This is a genomic window from Xenophilus sp. Marseille-Q4582 (assembly GCF_916700565.1).
In the GTDB taxonomy this organism is placed as follows: domain Bacteria; phylum Pseudomonadota; class Gammaproteobacteria; order Burkholderiales; family Burkholderiaceae_C; genus Xenophilus.
The window spans coordinates 292219-312133 of record NZ_CAKAKO010000004.1; the positions used below are offsets into that span (position 1 = coordinate 292219).

General features: G+C 69.0%; 18 protein-coding genes. All 18 read left to right on the forward strand.

What is annotated here, in order from left to right; genetic code table 11:
• The first annotated feature begins 60 nt into the window (after window positions 1–60).
• The 18 genes from ddpC to folE all read left to right on the forward strand — a co-directional run bounded on the left by ddpC (window position 61) and on the right by folE (window position 19906).
• Complete coding sequence (gene ddpC, locus LG388_RS16720; protein WP_225783868.1) at window positions 61–948, forward strand: D,D-dipeptide ABC transporter permease; 888 nt, start codon at window positions 61–63, stop codon at window positions 946–948.
• 152 nt (window positions 949–1100) lie between these two features.
• Window positions 1101–2201 carry an ABC transporter ATP-binding protein gene (locus tag LG388_RS16725; protein ID WP_225783869.1) on the forward strand — a complete coding sequence of 367 codons (1101 nt, stop codon included), beginning with the start codon at window positions 1101–1103 and terminating at the stop codon, window positions 2199–2201.
• Complete coding sequence (locus tag LG388_RS16730; RefSeq protein ID WP_225783870.1) at window positions 2198–3199, forward strand: oligopeptide/dipeptide ABC transporter ATP-binding protein; 1002 nt, start codon at window positions 2198–2200, stop codon at window positions 3197–3199. Before LG388_RS16725 ends, LG388_RS16730 begins: the two co-directional genes overlap by 4 nt.
• A gap of 16 nt (window positions 3200–3215) precedes the next feature.
• Entirely contained in the window at window positions 3216–3755 is a 540-nt protein-coding gene (ddpX, locus tag LG388_RS16735; protein WP_225783871.1) for a D-alanyl-D-alanine dipeptidase, read from the forward strand.
• Between the two features lie 316 nt (window positions 3756–4071).
• Window positions 4072–7944 carry a DUF3683 domain-containing protein gene (locus LG388_RS16740; RefSeq protein WP_225783872.1) on the forward strand — a complete coding sequence of 1291 codons (3873 nt, stop codon included), beginning with the start codon at window positions 4072–4074 and terminating at the stop codon, window positions 7942–7944.
• Entirely contained in the window at window positions 7941–8375 is a 435-nt protein-coding gene (locus LG388_RS16745) for an HIT family protein (protein WP_225783873.1), read from the forward strand. Before LG388_RS16740 ends, LG388_RS16745 begins: the two co-directional genes overlap by 4 nt.
• A complete protein-coding gene (locus LG388_RS16750; protein ID WP_225783874.1) occupies window positions 8375–8800 on the forward strand; it encodes a gamma-butyrobetaine hydroxylase-like domain-containing protein in 426 nt (141 codons plus the stop codon). Before LG388_RS16745 ends, LG388_RS16750 begins: the two co-directional genes overlap by 1 nt.
• 185 nt (window positions 8801–8985) lie before the next feature.
• The gene (gene ubiE / locus LG388_RS16755; protein ID WP_225783875.1) at window positions 8986–9717 is read left to right on the forward strand and encodes a bifunctional demethylmenaquinone methyltransferase/2-methoxy-6-polyprenyl-1,4-benzoquinol methylase UbiE; all 732 of its coding nucleotides are present in this window, start codon (window positions 8986–8988) and stop codon (window positions 9715–9717) included.
• A 70-nt stretch (window positions 9718–9787) separates the two neighbouring features.
• Window positions 9788–10801 carry a Tim44 domain-containing protein gene (locus LG388_RS16760; RefSeq protein ID WP_225783876.1) on the forward strand — a complete coding sequence of 338 codons (1014 nt, stop codon included), beginning with the start codon at window positions 9788–9790 and terminating at the stop codon, window positions 10799–10801.
• A gap of 85 nt (window positions 10802–10886) precedes the next feature.
• Complete coding sequence (locus tag LG388_RS16765) at window positions 10887–11438, forward strand: SCP2 domain-containing protein (protein WP_225783877.1); 552 nt, start codon at window positions 10887–10889, stop codon at window positions 11436–11438.
• Window positions 11435–13000 carry a ubiquinone biosynthesis regulatory protein kinase UbiB gene (gene ubiB / locus LG388_RS16770; RefSeq protein ID WP_225783878.1) on the forward strand — a complete coding sequence of 522 codons (1566 nt, stop codon included), beginning with the start codon at window positions 11435–11437 and terminating at the stop codon, window positions 12998–13000. Before LG388_RS16765 ends, ubiB begins: the two co-directional genes overlap by 4 nt.
• A gap of 33 nt (window positions 13001–13033) precedes the next feature.
• Window positions 13034–14485 (forward strand): sodium:solute symporter family protein, encoded by a 1452-nt coding sequence (locus tag LG388_RS16775; RefSeq protein WP_225783879.1) that lies wholly within the window; start codon window positions 13034–13036, stop codon window positions 14483–14485.
• Between the two features lie 222 nt (window positions 14486–14707).
• Window positions 14708–15052 (forward strand): FmdB family zinc ribbon protein, encoded by a 345-nt coding sequence (locus LG388_RS16780; protein ID WP_225783880.1) that lies wholly within the window; start codon window positions 14708–14710, stop codon window positions 15050–15052.
• Between the two features lie 16 nt (window positions 15053–15068).
• A complete protein-coding gene (locus LG388_RS16785; protein WP_225783881.1) occupies window positions 15069–15722 on the forward strand; it encodes a DUF502 domain-containing protein in 654 nt (217 codons plus the stop codon).
• 49 nt (window positions 15723–15771) lie between these two features.
• A complete protein-coding gene (gene aspS, locus LG388_RS16790) occupies window positions 15772–17568 on the forward strand; it encodes an aspartate--tRNA ligase (RefSeq protein ID WP_225783882.1) in 1797 nt (598 codons plus the stop codon).
• A gap of 250 nt (window positions 17569–17818) precedes the next feature.
• Window positions 17819–18301: a dihydroneopterin triphosphate diphosphatase gene (gene nudB / locus LG388_RS16795; protein WP_225783883.1), complete on the forward strand. Its 483-nt coding sequence runs from the start codon at window positions 17819–17821 to the stop codon at window positions 18299–18301.
• Window positions 18298–19104, forward strand: coding sequence for an endonuclease/exonuclease/phosphatase family protein (locus LG388_RS16800; RefSeq protein ID WP_225783884.1), 807 nt, complete (start codon window positions 18298–18300; stop codon window positions 19102–19104). The genes nudB and LG388_RS16800 overlap by 4 nt, the downstream gene beginning before the upstream one ends.
• 61 nt (window positions 19105–19165) lie before the next feature.
• Window positions 19166–19906, forward strand: a complete 741-nt coding sequence (folE, locus tag LG388_RS16805; RefSeq protein ID WP_225783885.1) for a GTP cyclohydrolase I — start codon at window positions 19166–19168, stop codon at window positions 19904–19906.
• Window positions 19907–19915 lie beyond the last annotated feature (9 nt).

Below are 19915 nucleotides of genomic sequence, written 5' to 3' on the forward strand. Positions count from 1 at the left end.
AGAGCCCGTTCCGCGGCGGCTGCTGGTGGGTGCGGTTGCAGCGCATGACGCAGGACTGACATGAGCACACTGAATCCAAGTGCGCCGGCTCAAGGCTGGCTGCGATCCTTCGACTGGGGCCGGCTGGCCTACCAGATGCGGCGCAATCCGATGATGGTCGTCGGGCTCTCCATGGTGGGCTTCATCCTGCTGGCGGTGATCGTCGGGCCCTGGCTGCTGTCCATCGACCCGAACCAGATCAACTTGCGCCAGCGCTTGGCGGCGCCTTCGGCGCAGCACTGGTTCGGCACCGACGAGGTGGGGCGCGACATCTTTGCGCGCATCCTGCACGGCGGGCGTATCTCCATTGGCGTGGGTGTGTTCGTGGTGCTGGTGTCGGCCACGCTGGGCACGGCCATCGGCGGGCTGTCGGGCGTGATCGGCGGACGCACCGACACGGTGGTCATGCGGCTCATGGACATCGTGCTGGCCGTGCCCTCGCTGGTGCTGACCATGGCGCTGGCGGCCGCGCTGGGCCCCAGCTTGTGGAACGCCATGCTGGCCATCGCGCTGGTGCGCGTGCCGGCCTATGTGCGGCTGGCGCGTGGCCAGACGCTGACCATCCGCGAAAGCGGCTACGTCAAGGCCGCCCGCACTTTTGGCGCCACGCCCTGGCAAATCCTGCGCTGGCACGTGGTGCGCAACGCCATGCCGCCGATCAGCGTGCAGGCCAGCCTAGACCTGGGCTCGGCCATCCTGATGGCGGCGGCGCTGAGCTTCATCGGCCTGGGCGCGCAACCACCGGCGGCAGAGTGGGGCGCCATGATCGCCGTGGGCCGCAACCACGTGCTGGAGCAGTGGTGGTATTCGGCCTTCCCGGGCTTCGCCATTTTGTTCACGGCCGTGGGCTTCAACCTGGTGGGCGATGGGCTGCGCGACATGCTCGATCCCAAGCAGAAGGGGCGTTGAGATGTGTCCACCCCGTTTGGCTGGCGCACTGCGTGTCGCCATCCCATCCCCCTCCAGGGGCGCCGCCGGTGGCCGGGCAAAGCCCGTTCCACGGCGTCTGCTGGTGTGGCCTGCTCCGCGGCCATCGGCTAGCTTTGACAAAGAGGACTGACATGTCATCGGTCTCAACCACTCGCGCAGACACCGTGCTGGACATCCGCGACCTGCGCATCGAATTCCCGGTCTACCAAGGCGCCGTCCGTGCGCTCGACGGCGTCAGCCTGCAGGTCGGGGCGGGCGAGCTGGTGGGCGTGGTCGGCGAATCGGGCTGCGGCAAGTCGGTCACTTCCATGCTGGCGCTGCGGCTGCTGCCCAAGGGCTCCTACCGCGTGGTGTCAGGCCAGGTGGGCCTGCTGGGGCACGACGCGCTGACGGCCAGCGAGGCGACCATGCGCAGCCTGCGCGGCGGCCGGGTGTCGCTGGTGTTCCAGGAGCCGCTGACGGCGCTGAACCCGACGCGCCGCGTCGGCGAGCAGATGCTGGAGGTGATCCGTCGCCACCAGAAGGATCAAACCCCCACGGCTGGGACAAGCCCAGCCGGCCCCCCGAGGGGGCGCATGGGACTTGGGGCGGCCCGGCGTCCCATGGACAAGGCCGCTGCCCTGGCCCATGCCGAGCAACTGCTGACCGACATGCGCGTGGCCGATCCGGCCGAGGTACTGCGCCGCTACCCCTTCGAGCTGTCGGGCGGCATGCGCCAGCGCGTGCTGATCGCGCTGGCCTTCTCGGGCGATCCGGCGCTGATCGTGGCGGACGAGCCCACCACGGCGCTGGACGTGACGGTGCAGCAGCAAGTGCTGGGCCTGCTGCGCGAGCGGGCCCGGCGCTCGGGCACGGCGGTGCTCTTGATCACGCACGACATGGGTGTGATCTCGCAATACACCGACCGCGTCTACGTGATGTACGCCGGCCGCGTGGTCGAAAGCGGCCCGACGGCGCAGGTGTTGGAGCTGCCGGCCCACCCCTACACGCGCGCGCTGCTGCAGGCTTTGCCCGAGCAGGCGCCGCCCAAGTCGCGGCTGCCCGCCATTGCCGGAGGCGTGCCCGACCTGCGTCACCCGCCGGCCGGCTGCGCTTACCAGGCGCGCTGCGGCCAGTCGCTGCTGCGCTGCGACACCCGTCCGGCGATGGCCTCGTTGTCCAGCGTGAGCAGCGAGGCATCCGAGCGTCGGGTGGCCTGCTGGCTCTACACCCGGCAGGAGCAAGCTGCATGACCTCACCCTCTCCGCTGCCGGCGCCCGTGCTGTCGGTGCACGACCTCGAACTGCGCTTTCCGGTCAGCCGCGACTGGCTGGGCCGCGTGACCGGTCACGCCCATGCGCTCAACGGCGTCAGCCTGTCGCTGGCGCGCGGCAGCACGATGTGCATCGTCGGCGAATCGGGCTGCGGCAAGAGCTCGCTGGCCCAGGTGCTGACCGGGCTGGTCCAACCCAGCGCGGGTCGGGTCGACGTCGCCGGTAAGACCGCCGCGCACAACCCGCTGCAGATCGTCTTTCAGGACCCCAGCTCGTCGCTGGACGGCCGCTTGCGGGTTTGGCAGGTGATCACCGAGCCGGTGTTCCTCAAGCGCCGCCTGCCGCGCGCCGAGCTGCGCGCCATGGCGGCGCGGCTGCTGGAGCAGGTGGGTCTGCGGCCCGAGCACATCGACCGCTTCCCGCACGAGTTCTCGGGCGGCCAGCGCCAGCGCATCGCCATCGCGCGGGCGCTGTCGGCCGAACCCTCCATCCTCATCCTCGACGAGCCCACCTCGGCGCTCGACGTGTCGGTACAGGCGCAGATCCTCAACCTGCTGATGGAGCTGCAGCGCGAGCGCGAGCTGAGCTATGTGTTCATCACCCACAACGTCTCGGTGGTGCGCCACATCGCCGACGAGGTGGCCGTGATGTACCTGGGCCAGGTGGTGGAGCAGGGCCCCGCCCGCCAGGTGCTGCATGCGCCGGCGCATCCCTACACCCGCCTCCTGCTGTCGTCGGTGCCGGTGGTGGGCCAGCCCGCGCCTGACACACTGCCGGCCAACACCGAGATCCCCTCCAACCGCCGGCTTCCCAGCGGTTGCTTTTTCCGCGAGCGCTGCGCGCAGGCCGGCATCGGCTGCGACGCGCCGCAAGCGCTGCGCGCCCTGGGCGACGGCCGGCGCGCCGTGCGTTGCCTGCGGGCCGAGTCGACGCTCACGCCCTTGGCTCCAACCGAGCGCGTGGCGCTGGCCGCTTGAGTTTTCTTGCCTTTTCATGCCGCTCTACTCCATTTCCCATCCCCACATCGACATCGACCTGCGCTACGCCACGGCCGACAACCTGACCGGTCAGCCGATCTACCAGCAGGCGCTGGCGGTGCTGCACCCCGACGCGCTGGAAGCGCTGCGCAAGGCCGCCACCCTGGCGGCGGCGCAAGGGCTGCGCCTGCGCGTGTACGACGCCTACCGCCCGGTGGCGGCCCAGTGGCTGCTGTGGAACGTCCTGCCCGACCCGCGCTACGTGGCCGATCCGCGCATCGGCTCCATCCACAACCGCGGCGTGGCGGTCGACCTGACGCTGGCCGCGCCGGACGGCACGCCGCTGGACATGGGCACCGCCTTCGACGACATGACGGCGCGTTCGAGCCACGGCTGCACCGACCTGCCGGTGGCGGCCCAGCGCAACCGCGCCCTGTTGCTGGGCCTGATGGCGCTGGCCGGCTTTGCCCACAACGCCCACGAGTGGTGGCACTACAACCTGCCCGACTGGGACGCCTATCCCGCGTTGGACGAGGCGCTGGTGGTCCTCGACTGAGAAGGTGTGAACGAACCCGACATGCCCGCTCATTCCGCCAAAACACACCCGCTCTGCGTTGCAAATGCTCGCCATAGCCCGAGCTATGGCTGCGCTTTGCGCCTTGATCGGTCGCGTTTTCGCGGCCTGCTCGGCCACGCCGGATTCATTCACACCTTCTGAGTCGGTCTGCGACAACCCCTTGCCCTGTGGCGACAGGGGGCGCGGGGCCGGCGCCCGGCCGCGATACCGCACTGCGGGCAGCGCCGGACGCAGCCGAATAAAATGCCCGGCCCGGTCATGGGCGCGTGGCGCCCTGCCGAGGCCCACGCCCACGATGAATGCCCCGACCCCACTGACGGCGCTGCTGAACCAGGCCGCCGAGCCCGTCCGTCTGCGCGAGATTCCGTACAACTACACCAGCTTTTCCGATCGCGAGATCGTGATCCGCCTGCTGGGCGAGCGCGGCTGGTCGCTGCTGCAGAGTCTGCGCGAGGAGCGTCGCACCGGCCGCTCGGCCCGCATGCTCTACGAGGTGCTGGGCGACATCTGGGTGGTGCAGCGCAACCCCTACCTGGTCGACGACCTGCTGGACAACCCGCGCCGGCGCGGCCAGCTGGTCGATGCGCTGAAGCACCGCCTGGCCGAGGTGCAGAAGCGCCGCACGCCGCAGGACGATGCCCAGCGCGACGCGCTGGTCGGTGAGCTTTGCACGCTGGCGCAGCAGGCCATCGAGGCCTTCGGCCGCTCCTTCGAGGAAGTGGCGGAACTGCGCCGCCGCGCGCGCAAGGTGCTGGGCCGCCTCACGGCCAAGGACAACATCAAGTTCGACGGCCTCTCGCGCGTGGCCCACGTCACCGACGCCACCGACTGGCGCGTCGAGTACCCCTTCGTCGTGCTCACCCCCGACACCGAGGCCGAGATGGCGCGCCTCGTGGCCGGCTGCTTCGAGCTGGGCCTGACCATCATCCCGCGCGGCGGCGGCACCGGCTACACCGGCGGTGCCATCCCGCTGACCTGGAAGAGCGCGGTCATCAACACCGAGAAGCTCGAGGCGATGACCGAGGTCGAGATGAAGGTGCTGCCGGGCCTCGAAGGCCGCGAGGTGCCCACCATCTGGACCGAGGCCGGCGTGGTCACCCAGCGCGTGGCCGATGCGGCCGAGCGCGCGGGCTACGTGTTCGCGGTCGACCCGACCTCGGCCGAGGCCTCCTGCGTGGGCGGCAACGTCGCCATGAACGCGGGCGGAAAAAAGGCCGTGCTGTGGGGCACGGCGCTGGACAACCTCGCGTCGTGGCGCATGGTGACGCCGCAGGCCGAGTGGCTGGAAGTCACGCGTGTCGGCCACAACCTGGGCAAGATCCACGACGCCGAGAGCGCCGTCTTCGAGCTGCAGTACTTCGCCGCCGACGGCAAGACGCCGTTGCGCACCGAGCGCCTGGAGATCGCCGGCAAGACCTTCCGCAAGGAGGGCCTGGGCAAGGACGTGACCGACAAGTTCCTCTCGGGCCTGCCGGGCATCCAGAAGGAAGGCTGCGACGGCCTCATCACCAGCTGCCGCTGGGTGGTGCACCGCATGCCGGCGCACACGCGCACCGTGTGCCTCGAATTCTTCGGCAACGCCAAGGACGCCGTGCCCTCGATCGTCGAGATCAAGGACTTCATGTTCGCGGAACAGAAGCGTTCGGGCGTGCTGCTGGCCGGCCTCGAGCACCTGGACGACCGCTACCTCAAGGCCGTGGGCTACGCCACCAAGAGCAAGAAGCACGGCGGCGGCCTGCCCAAGATGGTGCTCTTCGGCGACATCGCCGGCGACGACGCCGACGCCGTGGCGCGCGTGACCAGCGAGGTGGTGCGCATCGCCAATTCGCGCTCGGGCGAAGGTTTCATCGCCATCAGCCCCGAGGCGCGCAAGAAATTCTGGCTGGACCGCAAGCGCACGGCCGCCATCAGCCGCCACACCAACGCCTTCAAGATCAACGAGGACGTGGTGATCCCGCTGCCGCGCATGGCGGAGTACACCGACGGCATCGAGCGCATCAACATCGAGCTGAGCCTGCGCAACAAGATCGCGCTGGCCGGCGAGCTGGAAGCCTTCCTGGCACGCGGCAACCTGCCGCTGGGCAAGACCGACGACGCGCACGAGATCCCCACGGCCGAGTTGCTCGAGGGCCGCGTGCAGCAGGCCATCGCGCTGGTGCGCGAGGTGCGTGCGCGCTGGATGAGCTGGCTGGGCGACGTCGACGCGCTGTTCCCGCAGCTGCAGGACCATTCGCTGCGCGCCAGCTGGAAGACCGAGCTCAAGGCACCGCTGGCGCAGATCTTCTCGGGCGCCGAGTTCGCGCCCATCCTGGCCGAATGCAACGCCATCCACCAGCGCGTGCTCAAGGGCCGCGTGTGGGTCGCGCTGCACATGCACGCCGGCGACGGCAACGTGCACACCAACATCCCCGTCAACAGCGACAACTACGAGATGCTGCAGACCGCGCACGAGGCGGTCGAGCGCATCATGAAGCTGGCGCGCAGCCTCGACGGCGTGATCTCGGGCGAGCACGGCATCGGCATCACCAAGCTGGAGTTCCTGTCGGACGAGGAGCTGGCGCCCTTCGCGCAGTACAAGCAGCGCGTCGACCCGGAGGGGCGCTTCAACAAGGGCAAGCTGCTGCGCGACGGCTCGCACGCGCTGCATGCCGACCTCACCAGCGCCTACACGCCCAGCTTCGGCCTGATGGGCCACGAGTCGCTCATCATGCAGCAGAGCGACATCGGCGCGATTGCCGATTCGGTCAAGGATTGCCTGCGCTGCGGCAAGTGCAAGCCGGTGTGCGCCACGCACGTGCCGCGCGCCAACCTGCTCTACAGCCCGCGCAACAAGATCCTCGCCACCTCGCTGCTGGTCGAGGCCTTCCTGTACGAGGAGCAGACGCGCCGCGGCGTGTCGATCAAGCATTGGGAGGAGTTCGAGGACGTGGCCGACCACTGCACGGTGTGCCACAAGTGCCTCACGCCCTGCCCGGTGAAGATCGACTTCGGCGACGTGTCGATGAACATGCGCAACCTGCTGCGCAAGATGGGGCAGAAGAGCTTCCGGCCCGGCAACGCGGCGGCGATGTTCTTCCTCAACGCCACCAACCCGACCACGATCAAGGCGGTGCGCACCGGCATGGTGGAAGTGGGCTTCAAGGCCCAGCGCCTGGCCAACGACTTCTTCCGCCTGCCGGCGAAGAAGCAGACCGCGCACCCGCCCGCCACCCTGGGCCCGGCGCCGATCAAGGAACAGGTCATCCACTTCGTCAACAAGAAGATGCCCGGCGGCCTGCCCAAGAAGACGGCGCGTGCGCTGCTGGACATCGAGGATGCGGACTACGTGCCGATCATCCGCAACCCGAAGGCGACCACGGCCGAGACCGAGGCGGTCTTCTACTTCCCGGGCTGCGGGTCGGAACGCCTGTTCTCGCAGGTCGGCCTGGCGACGCAGGCGATGCTGTGGCACGCCGGCGTGCAGACCGTGCTGCCGCCCGGCTACCTGTGCTGCGGCTACCCGCAGCGCGGCTCGGGCCAGTTCGACAAGGCCGAGCAGATGATCACCGACAACCGGGTGCTCTTCCACCGCGTGGCGAACACGCTCAACTACCTCGACATCAAGACGGTGGTGGTGAGCTGCGGCACCTGCTACGACCAGCTGCAGGGCTACCAGTTCGACAAGATCTTCCCCGGCTGCCGGATCATCGACATCCACGAGTACCTGCTGGAAAAGGGCGTGAAGCTCGAGGCCAACGCCTCGGCCTACCTCTACCACGACCCCTGCCACACGCCGATGAAGCTGCAGGACCCGATGAAGACCGTGAAGTCGCTGGTCGGCGAGCAGGTGCTCAAGAGCGACCGCTGCTGCGGCGAGTCGGGCACGCTGGGCGTCTCGCGGCCCGACATCTCCACGCAGATCCGCTTCCGCAAGGAAGAGGAACTGAAGAAGGGCGAGGCCGCCCTGCGCGCGAAGGCGGGGCTGGGCGAGAAGGAGAACGTGAAGATCCTCACCAGCTGCCCGAGCTGCCTGCAGGGCCTCTCCCGCTACGGCAACGACCTGAACAACGGCCTGCTCGAGGCCGACTACGTGGTGGTCGAGATGGCGCGCCAGATCCTCGGCGAGGACTGGATGCCCAAGTACGTGGAAGCGGCCAACCAGGGCGGCATCGAGCGGGTGCTCGTATGACCTGCCCGCTGTGCGACACCCTCGGCGGCAGGCTGGTCTACCAGGGCCAGGCCTTCCGCGTGATCCACGCAGACGAAGCGGGATTCCCCGCCTTCTACCGCGTGATCTGGCAGTCGCATGTGGCCGAGTTCTCCGACCTGTCGGCGGCCGAGCGCGTGCAGTGCATGGACGCGGTGACGGCCGTGGAGCGCGCGCTGCGCCACACGCTGGCGCCGCGCAAGATCAACCTGGCAGCCCTGGGCAACGTGGTGCCGCACCTGCACTGGCATGTGATCGCGCGCTTCGAGGGCGACAGTCACTTCCCCGCGCCGGTCTGGGCCGCCGCGCAGCGCGCGCGCGATGCGGCGCAGGAGGCGCGCGTGGCGGTCGCGCTGCCGGCGGCCGAAGCGGCGATGATCGACGCTCTACGCAAACTTGAGAGCAATTCCTGATGGCAGGCCTGCAAGCCGGCGCACCGACGCCGCAATCCATCACCGTCCACAGCGCCTCGCGCGTGCTCGAAGTCGGCTTCTCCGACGGCGCGGTGTTCCGCATCCCTTTCGAGCTGATGCGCATCTGCTCGCCCTCGGCCGAAGTGCAGGGCCATGGTCCGGGCCAGGAGGTGCTGCAGACCGGCAAGCGCGAGGTGCAGATCGTGGACCTGCAGCCGGTGGGCAACTACGCCGTGCAACCGCTGTTCAGCGACGGGCACGAAAGCGGCATCTATTCCTGGGACCTGCTCTACCAGCTGGGTGCGCGCGAAGCCGAACTCTGGGCCGAATACGAACGCCGCCTGGCCGAGGCCGGCGTCGACCGCGATGCGCCGATGCCGCCCAAGGGCGGCGGCGGTGGCGGCGCCTGCGGCCACCCGCACTGACCGGCCCCTTCGGCCTGCGCGCATTGGCAGGCGCCTTTCTGTGCCCACATGCAGCGTCGGCGGCGGGGCTGCCAGCCCTGTCGCGCCACCGCGGCGGCGGCGCTCTTCCCCTTTTTCAAAAGCCTTGACACGGGGCGGATATGCGCTTGAGAAGCGCGGTTCCGGCCTAACATCCTCTTCACACCATGAGCAGCACCCATTTCGGATTCGAGACCGTCGACGAGCAGGACAAGGCACGCCGCGTGCGCGGTGTGTTCGATTCCGTGGCCTCGCGCTACGACCTCATGAACGACCTGATGTCGGGTGGGCTGCACCGCGCCTGGAAGGCCTACACCGTGATGGTGGCCAACGTGCGCGAAGGCTCCAAGGTGCTCGACATCGCCGGCGGCACGGGCGACCTCGCACTGGCCTTCTCGAAGAAGGTCGGCGCCACGGGCCAGGTGGTGCACACCGACATCAATGAAGCCATGCTGCGCACGGGCCGCGACCGCCTGCTCGACGCCGGCGTGGTGCTGCCCACGCTGGTGTGCGATGCCGAGAAGCTGCCTTTCCCGGACAACCATTTCGATGTCGTGACCGTCGCCTTCGGCCTGCGCAACATGACGCACAAGGACGTGGCGCTCCAGGAAATGAACCGCGTGCTCAAGCCCCGCGGCAAGCTGCTGGTGCTGGAGTTCTCGCAGGTCGCGCAGCCGCTGCGCAAGGCCTACGACTGGTATTCCTTCAAGGTGCTGCCGCGGCTGGGCCGGGCCGTGGCCGGCGACGCCGACAGCTACCGCTACCTGGCCGAATCGATCCGCATGCACCCCGACCAGGAGGGCCTCAAGGCCCTCATGAAAGAGGGCGGTTTCGGCCACGTGGACTATCACAACATGACGGGCGGCGTGGTGGCCCTCCATGTTGGAATCAAGTGCTGACACGGTGCGGCCTGCGGGCACGTGCCGCTGACCGTTCAATGACGATTCATACGCCAGAGGAGACAGGACGATGAAAAGGAATTTCTGGGCCGTGATGCTCGTGTGCGCCGCCGTCGGCCTCACGGCGCTCGACGCCGACGCGCGCCGCATGGGGGGTGGCAAGAGCATGGGCCGCCAGTCCAGCAACGTGACGCAGCGCGAGGCCAATCCGCCCGCCGCGCCCACGAACCCGGGCGCGACGCAGAACGCCGCCAGCAACAGCGCGGCGCGTCCGGGCGCGCCGGCCGCCGCGGCGGCGCCCAAGCGCCCCTGGGCCGGCATCCTGGGTGGCATCGCCGCCGGCCTCGGCCTGGCCTGGCTGGCCAATGCGCTCGGTCTGGGGGCCGGCTTCGCCAACATGCTGCTGATCCTGCTGGTGGCGCTGGCCGGTTTCGCTGCCTGGCGCTATTTCAGCGCGCGCTCGCGCCCCTCGCAGGCCGGCAACGGCGGCCTGGCCTTCCAAGGCGCCGGCGCGGGCCGCATGCCCACGCAATACAGCCCCAACAACGTGGGCAACGACGCGTCCGCCCGCCCCTTCGAGCGCTCGCCGCAACTGAGCTCGTTCGACAGCACGCCCGCGGCCGGCGGCGGGGCCCACTCGGCGCTGGGCGGCACGGGCGTGTCCATCGGCTCCGCCCTGAGCGGCGCGCAGGGCTGGGGCGTGCCCGCGGGCTTCGACACCGAAGGCTTCCTCAAGGCCGCGAAACGCAACTTCGTGACCCTGCAGGACGCCTGGGACCGTGCCGACATCACGGCGCTGCGCACCATGATGACCGACGGCATGGTCGAGGAACTGCAGGCGCAGCTCGCCGAGCGCGAAGCGGCCTCGGGCGGCCAGCCCAACAAGACCGAAGTGGTCATGCTCGATGCCCAGCTGCTGGGCATCGAGGAACTGCCCGACGCCTACCTGGCGAGCGTGGAGTTCTCCGGCATGATCCGCGAGGACGACTCGGCCGGTCCGAGCCCCTTCCGCGAGGTGTGGAACATGAGCAAGCCGCTGCACGGCGGCGGCTGGCTGGTGGCCGGGGTGCAGGCGCTGCAATGAGCGCCCCGGCGGCGGGCGTCGCGAGAGACCCCGTCCGCTGCCGGCCGACCCGGATGGGGCCGGCCTCAGGCTGGATAATGGGGACATGGCTGCACCATCGTCCCCATTTGCTTTTCTGGAAGACCTGATCGGTCGTGTCGGCGAGCGGCTGCAGCCGCCTGCCTGGGCCGTGCACGAGGTGCAGCACCGCCTGGTGCTCTTTCTCAACCACGTGCTGCAGCAGGAGCCCGAGGCGCAGGACCGCCTGGCCCGCCAGAAGGGCCGTGTGGCCCTGTTCCAGTGGCGCGGCTTCACGCTGCGCCTGCAGGCCACGCCCGCCGGGTTGCTGGACCTCGCGCCCGAAGCGGCGGCGCCCGACCTGACCCTCACCGTGACCGAGAACTCGCCCTTCGCGCTGGCCGGTGCCACGCTGCGCGGCGACAAGCCGCCGGTGCAGATCGAAGGCGACGTGCAACTGGCGGCCGAGGTCAACTGGCTCGCGGACCATGTGCGCTGGGACGTGGAGGACGACCTGGCGCGCGTGGTCGGCGACGCGCCCGCCCATGCCATCGGCAACGCGGCCCGCAAGGTGGGCGGCGCGCTGCGCCAGTTCATCGACAAGGCCGCCACCGTCAAGCCCGCGAGCCGACCGGAATGACGCGCTTCACGCGCGGCGCCTTCATCGTCTGGGTCGCGCTGCGCTACGGCCTGGACGAACTCGTCCTCAACAGCTTCGAGCGGCCCTGGCTGAGCGCGCTCGCGCGCATCGTCTCGTTGGGCCGCCGGCTGGATGCGCCGCGCGGGCAGCGCCTGCGCGAGGCGCTGGAACGGCTGGGCCCCATCTTCGTGAAGTTCGGCCAGGTGCTGTCGACACGGCGCGACCTGCTGCCCACCGACATCGCCGACGAACTGGCGCTGCTGCAGGACCGCGTGCCACCGTTCGATTCGGCCATCGCCGTGGCCACCATCGAGCGCGCCTTCCGCCGCCCCGTGGGCCAGATCTTCGAGCAGTTCGACACCAAGCCGGTGGCCAGCGCGTCCATCGCGCAGGTGCATTTCGCGACGCTGCGCGACCCCAAGGGCGGCGTGCGCGAGGTGGCGGTGAAGGTGCTGCGCCCGGGCATGCGCGGGGTGATCGACAAGGACCTCGCGCTCATGGGCCTGATGGCCGGCTGGGTGGAGCGCCTGTCGGCCGACGGCAAGCGACTGAAGCCGCGCGAGGTGGTCGCCGAGTTCGACAAGTACCTGCACGACGAGCTGGACCTGGTGCGCGAGGCGGCCAACGCCGCGCAGTTGCGCCGCAACATGGAAAGCCTGCAGCTCGTGATGATCCCGGAGATGTTCTGGGACCTCTGCCACGAGGAAGTGATCGTGATGGAGCGCATGAAGGGCGTGCCCATCGCGCAGCTGGACCGCCTGCGCGCGGCCGGCGTGGACATCCCCAAGCTGGCGCGCGACGGCGTGACCATCTTCTTCACGCAGGTCTTCCGCGACGGCTTCTTCCACGCCGACATGCATCCGGGCAACATCCAGGTGAGCGTGGAGCCGGCCACCTTCGGCCGCTATGTCTCGCTGGACTTCGGCATCGTGGGCACGCTCACCGAGTCCGACAAGGAGTACCTGGCGCAGAACTTCGCGGCCTTCTTCCGGCGCGACTACAAGCGCGTGGCCGAACTGCACCTGGAAAGCGGCTGGGTCCCGCCCGGCACGCGGGTGGACGAGCTCGAGGCCGCGATCCGCACGGTCTGCGAGCCGTACTTCGACCGCCCGCTCAAGGAGCTGTCGCTGGGCATGGTGCTGATGCGCCTGTTCCAGACCTCGCGCCGCTTCCAGGTGGAGATCCAGCCGCAACTGGTGCTGCTGCAAAAGACACTGCTCAACATCGAGGGGCTGGGCCGGCAGCTCGACCCCGACCTGGACCTGTGGCACACGGCCAAGCCCTTCCTCGAGAAATGGATGGCCGACCAGGTGGGCCCGCGCAAGCTCCTCGAGCAACTGCGCGCCGAGGCGCCGCGCTACGCCAAGCTGCTGCCCGCGCTGCCGCGCCTCTTGCATGACGCGCTGGCCCAGCGCCCGCGCGACCACCGGCAGGAGCTGCTGGAGCTGCTGGCGGCGCAGAAACGCACCAACCGGCTGCTGCAGGCCATCGTCTGGGCTGGCATGGGATTTGTATTGGGGCTGATCGTGATGCAGGCGATCGTCCGCGTGCGCATCTTCTGAACAAGAACAACCGCCTTCGAGGAGAACACCACCGTGCTGCTGACCCTGGTCATCTTCTACCTGCTGATCACCATCGTCATCGGGCTGATCGCCGCGCGCCGCGTGAAGAACACGACCGACTTCGCGATCGCCGGGCGCCACCTGCCCATGTACATGATCATCACGACCACCTTTGCCACGTGGTTCGGCTCCGAGATCGTGCTCGGCGTGCCGGCCAAGTTCATCGAAGGCGGGCTGCACAACGTGGTGGAGGACCCCTTCGGCGCCGGCATGTGCCTGATCCTGGTGGGCCTGTTCTTCGCGGGCAAGCTCTACCGCATGACGCTGCTGACCATCAGCGACTATTACCGCGAACGCTACGGCCGCACCATCGAAATTGCCTGCTCGCTGATCATCATGCTGAGCTACCTGGGCTGGGTGTCGGCGCAGGTCACGGCGCTGGGGCTGGTGTTCAACCTGCTGTCGGGCGGCGCGATCAGCATCCCCTGGGGCATGACCATCGGCGTGGTGTCCATCCTGGCCTACACGCTGTTCGGCGGCATGTGGTCGGTGGCGGTGACCGACTTCCTGCAGATGATCATCCTGGTCGTCGGCCTGGTGGTGCTGGCGGTGTTCGCTGGGAACATGGCCGGCGGGGCTGGACAGGTGATCGACCTGGCGACCAGCCGCGACCTGTTCCGCTTCTGGCCCGAGCCCAGCTGGCACGAGATCGTGTTCTTCTTCGCTGCCGCCATCACCATGATGCTGGGCTCCATCCCGCAGCAGGACGTGTTCCAGCGCGTGATGTCGGCCAACAGCCTCCAGGCGGCCACGCGCGGCACCGTCATCGGGGGCAGCGCCTACATCCTGTTCGCCTTCGTGCCCATGTTCCTGGTGGTCAGCGCGCTGCTCATCATGCCCGAGCGCGCGCAGGCGCTGCTGGCCGACGATCCGCAGAAGGTGCTGCCCACGCTGGTGATGGAGAAGATGCCCTTCGTCATGCAGATCCTGTTCTTCGGCGCGCTGCTGTCGGCCATCAAGTCCTGCGCCTCGGCCACGCTGCTGGCGCCCAGCGTCACCTTCACCGAGAACATCTGGCGCCAGTTCCGCCCCCATGGCAGCGACCGCGAGAACCTGCTGACCATGCGCATCAGCGTGCTGGTCTTCGCCGTCTGCGTGCTGGTCTATTCGATCCAGATGGAAGGCACCCCGATCTACGAACTGGTGTCGGGGGCCTACCAGGTGCCGCTGGTGGGCGCCTTCGTGCCGCTGGTCTTCGGCCTGTACTGGAACCGCGCCAGCACGCAAGGCGCGGTGTGCGCCGTGGTGCTGGGCATCGGGGTGTGGATCGCCGGGCATGCCATGGGCTGGGGCGAGGCCTTCCCGGCCCAGCTGGCCGGTGTGCTGGCGGCCATGGCCGGCATGGTCCTGGGCTCGCTGCTGCCGCAGTGGGTGGCCAACACGCGCACTCCGCACCGCCCGGTGCCGGTGGGCTCCGGCGGCTGAGCCGCCCGCCCCTCGCCTGGGGGCGTAGCCGCCCGGGCAGGAGTGCCGGGTGAGGGATCGGCAGGCCTCGCCCATGCCGCCTGAAACGGCTGTAGGCGCAGCGCCTGCTGCCTATAATCGAGGGTTTTTGCGAGCGGGCCTGCGGCCGGTTCGCGTTCCTTGATTTTCACGCCGGAAGCCGGTTCCTGGCCGCGCCGCCGGCACCTCAGCACCTCGACGACGATGCCCATCTACGCCTACAAGTGCAGCGCCTGTGGCCATGCCAAGGACGTGCTGCAGAAAATTTCCGACGCACCGCTGACCGTGTGCCCCGCCTGCGGGGCCGAGCAGTTCAGCAAGCAGGTGACGGCCGCCGGTTTCCAGCTCAAGGGTTCGGGCTGGTACGTGACCGACTTCCGCGACGGCGGCGCCAACAAGGGCGGTGCCGGTACGTCCGACAAGAAGTCCGAAGGCGCGTCTGCGCCGGCCGCCTCTGCCTCCGCCGCCGAGGGGGGCTCGTCGGCCCCCGCGCCTGCGCCCGCTCCGGCCGCCGCGCCCGCTGCCGCCGCCCCGTCGGCGGCCGGCTGAGGACGCGCCGCGCACCATGAACGCCCTTCGACGCTGGCTGCTGTCGGGCCTGCTGGTCATCGTGCCGCTGGCCGTCACGGCGGGCGTGCTCAACTGGGTCATCGGCCTGCTGGACCAGACGCTGTGGCTGCTGCCGCAGCACTGGCAGGACTGGCTCATGGCCGAGGGGCAGTTCAGCGGCTCCAACCGCATCCGCGGCGTGGGGGTGCTGCTCACGCTGGCCATCCTGCTGACCGTCGGTGCCATCGCCAGCAACTTCGTCGGCAAGCGCCTGCTGGGCTGGGGCGATGCGCTGGTGCGCCGCATTCCGGTGGTGCGCTCCATCTACACCAGCGTCAAGCAGGTGTCGGACACCGTGTTCTCGGAAAGCGGCAACGCCTTCCGCACGGCGGTGCTGGTGCAATGGCCCCAGCCGGGCATGTGGACCATCGCTTTCGTGACCGGCGCGCCCGGCGGCGAAGTGGCGCAGCACCTGGGCGGGGACGCCTTCGTGGGCGTTTACGTGCCCACCACGCCCAACCCCACGGGCGGCTATTTCGTGATGCTTCGCCGCAGCGACTGCATCGAGCTCCAGATGAGTGTGGATGCCGCACTCAAATACATCGTCTCGATGGGCGTGGTGGTGCCGGGCGGACCGGCCAGCCTGCCCGTGCGGGGCGCGAATCCTTAAACCCGTAGCAGGGCGCCTTTTCCCTCCCTGGCGCCGCAGGAACCCAACCATGGCCATGCGCTCCCACTATTGCGGTCTCGTGACCGAAGCCCAGCTGGGCGAAACCGTCACCCTGTGTGGCTGGGTCAACCGCCGACGCGACCATGGCGGCGTGATCTTCGTCGACCTGCGCGACCGCGAAGGCTATGTGCAGGTGGTGTGCGACCCCGACCGCGCCGACATGTTCAAGACTGCCGAAGGCCTGCGCAACGAGTTCTGCGTCCAGGTCAAGGGCCTGGTGCGTGCGCGCCCCGAAGGCACGGTGAACGAGCAGCTCAAGAGCGGCCGCATCGAGGTGCTGGCCCATGAACTGACGGTGCTCAACCCGTCAGTCACGCCGCCCTTCCTGCTGGACGACGACAACCTGAGCGAAACCACGCGCCTCACGCACCGCGTGCTGGACCTGCGCCGCCCCTACATGCAGAAGAACCTGATGCTGCGCTACAAGGTGGCCATGCAGGTGCGCAACTTCCTCGACGCCGAAGGCTTCGTGGACATCGAGACGCCCATGCTGGGCAAGAGCACGCCCGAAGGCGCGCGCGACTACCTGGTGCCCAGCCGCGTGCACGACGGCCAGTTCTTCGCGCTGCCGCAGTCGCCCCAGCTGTACAAGCAGATGCTGATGGTGGCCGGCTACGACCGCTACTACCAGATCACCAAGTGCTTCCGCGACGAGGACCTGCGCGCCGACCGCCAGCCCGAGTTCACGCAGATCGACTGCGAGACATCCTTCCTGGGTGAGGAGGAGATCCGCGCGCTGTTCCAGCGCATGGTCACCGAGGTCTTCAAGACCCAGCTGAACGTGGACTTGGGCGAGTTCCCAGTCATGAGCTACCAGGAAGCGGCGCGCCGCTTCGGCTCCGACAAGCCGGACCTGCGCGTGAAGCTGGAGTTCACCGAACTGACCGACGTCATGAAGACCGTGGACTTCAAGGTCTTCTCGGGCCCGGCCAATGCGGAGGGCGGCCGCGTGGTGGCGCTGCGCGTGCCGGGCGGCGGCGAGATGAGCCGCGGCGAGATCGACGGCTACACCGAATTCGTCAAGATCTACGGAGCCAAGGGGCTGGCCTGGATCAAGGTCAACGAAGCCGCCAAGGGCCGCGAAGGCCTGCAGTCGCCGATCGTGAAGAACCTGCACGACGAGGCGCTGGCCGAGATCCTCAAGCGCACGGGGGCCGAGGACGGCGACCTGCTCTTCTTCGGCGCCGACAAGCTCAAGATCGTGAACGATTCCATCGGGGCGCTGCGCCTGAAGGTGGGCCACAGCGAGTTCGGCAAGAAGAACGGCCTGTTCGAGAACCGCTGGGCGCCGCTGTGGATCGTCGACTTCCCGATGTTCGAGTTCGACGAGGACGAGCAGCGCTGGAACGCCGTGCACCACCCCTTCACCGCGCCCAAGGACGGCCACGAGGACCTGATGGACACCGATCCGGGCGCCTGCCTGGCCAAGGCCTACGACATGGTGCTCAACGGCTGGGAACTGGGCGGCGGCTCGGTGCGTATCCACCGCGCCGACGTGCAACAGAAGGCCTTCGATGCGCTGAAGATCACGCCCGAAGCCGCGCAGGCCAAGTTTGGCTACCTGCTGGACGCGCTGCAGTACGGCGCCCCGCCGCACGGCGGCCTGGCCTTTGGCCTGGACCGCCTGATCACGCTGATGACCGGCGCCGAGTCGATCCGCGACGTGATCGCCTTCCCCAAGACCCAGCGCGCGCAGGACCTGCTGACGCAGGCGCCGTCGCCGGTGGACGAGAAGCAGCTGCGCGAGCTGCACATCAAGCTGCGCAATCCGGCCCCGGCGGCCTGAGCGGCAGGGCCCGGCCGCATCCCAGGCACCCACTGCAGGGCCATGGCATGCTGAGCCGCCATCGCCGCCTGGCAGGCGCTGCGCGCGTGCTCGCCGCAGCTGCGCAAGGCGGGGCCGCGCCTCGCGCCGGCAGCGTCTGGCCGGTCCTCGCGCCATCCGCCGACCTTGCACCTGCGAGAGCGGGGCCGGCGGCGGCGCGGTCATGGCGCTTCGGCCGCAACGCAGTCTGAAGCGAGGGAGGCGTCCCGCCATGTCCGAGCCCGCGCCCTCCCGGCCCTGGAAGATCCCCGAGTCGGTGCTGGTGGTGATCCACACCCCTGCGCTGGACGTGCTGCTGATGCGCCGTGCCGACACGCAGGCCGATTTCTGGCAGTCGGTGACCGGCAGCAAGGATCGGCCGGAAGAGCCCTTCTTCGACACCGCGGTGCGCGAGGTGGGCGAGGAGACAGGCTTCGACTGCGGTGCCGACGGCGCGCTGGCGGGGGCGCTCCGGGACTGGGGCCTGGAGAACGTCTACGAGATCTACCCGCGCTGGCGCGCGCGCTACGCGCCCGGCGTGACGCACAACACCGAACACCTGTTCGGCCTGTGCCTGCCGGAGCGCTGGACACCCGCGCTGCAGCCGCGCGAGCACACGCATTTCCGGTGGCTGCCGTGGCGCGAGGCGGCCGCCGCGTGCTTTTCTCCCTCGAATGCCGAAGCCATCCTCTTGCTGCCACAATTTGTGCGATGAGCCTCAGCGACGCCTCCACGTCCTCGGTGATCCTGCCGGGCAGCGATGCCTCGGAGCCGGGCTTCGCCGCGCTCGACACGCTGCGGGTGGCCACCTACAACATCCACAAAGGGGTGCAGGGCCTGGGGCCGGCGCGGCGGCTTGAAATCCACAACCTCGGCCACGCGGTCGAACAGCTGGACGCCGACCTCGTCTGCCTGCAGGAGGTGCGCAAGGTGAACCGGCTGGGCGAGCGCCGCTTCGCGCGCTGGCCCGAGGTGGGGCAGGCCGATTTCCTGTGCCCCGAAGGCTACACGGCGGTCTACGAGACCAACGCCTACACGCGCCATGGCGAGCATGGCAATGCGCTGCTCTCGCGCTGGCCCGTGGTGCGGCACCGGCACGAAGACATGTCCGACCACCGCTTCGAGCAGCGCGGCCTGCTGCACGTCGAGCTGATGATCGCTGGCCGGCCGGTGCACGTGATCGTCGTGCACCTGGGCCTCATCAAGGGCAGCCGCGTGCGCCAGGTGGCGCAGCTGGGCGCCTTCATCGAGCGCGAAGTGCCGCCGTTCGAACCCGTGGTGGTGGCGGGCGACTTCAACGACTGGGGCGCCCGCATGCGCGCGGCCATGAATGCCATGGGCCTGCAGGATCTGGCGGGCCAGCGCAGCTTCACCTACCCGTCGCGGCTGCCGCTCACGCAGCTCGACTTCGTCTATGCGCGCCACCTGCGCCCCGTGTCGCTGCACGTGCCGCGCGGCCGCATCTGGGCGCGCATGTCGGACCACCTGCCGCTGGTGGCCGAATTCGCCCTCGACTGACGCCTCCCCTTCGCCGGGCCCTGCGCCGGCCGTCCCGGAACTCCACTGCTACGATCCCGCCATGCTCAAGAATGCCGACGCCGACCGGCTGCCCGCCGCTTCCCTGACCGAAGCGGACGAGGGCACGCCCGTGTCGCAGAAGATCCGTGAACGCCTGAAAGCGGCCCGCCAGCGCTTCAATGCCAACGACAACATCGCGGATTTCATCCGGCCCGGCGAGCTCGAAGCGCTGCTGGACGAAGTGGAAGTCAAGATGCGCGGCGTGCTCGACAGCCTCGTGATCGACATCGACAACGACCACAACACCGGCAACACCGCGCGCCGGGTGGCCAAGATGTACCTCAACGAGGTGTTCCGCGGCCGCTACGTGCACGGCCCCTCGCTCACCGAGTTCCCCAACGCCGAGCGGCTAAACGAGCTGATGATCGTGGGACCGATCACCGTGCGCAGCGCGTGCTCGCACCATTTCTGCCCCATCATGGGCCGGCTGTGGATCGGCGTGATGCCCAACGAGCACACCAACGTCATCGGCCTGTCCAAATACGCGCGGCTGGCCGAATGGGTGATGGGCCGGCCGCAGATCCAGGAAGAGGCCGTGGTGCAGCTGGCCGACCTGATCCAGGAGAAGACGCAGCCCGACGGCCTGGCCCTGGTGATGGAGGCCGAGCATTTCTGCATGCAGTGGCGCGGCGTGAAGGAGACCGACAGCAAGATGATCAACTCGGTCATGCGCGGCGTCTTCCTCAAGGACCCGAACCTGCGCCGCGAATTCCTGTCCCTGCTGCCGCGCCGCAACGGCTGAGCGGCCGCC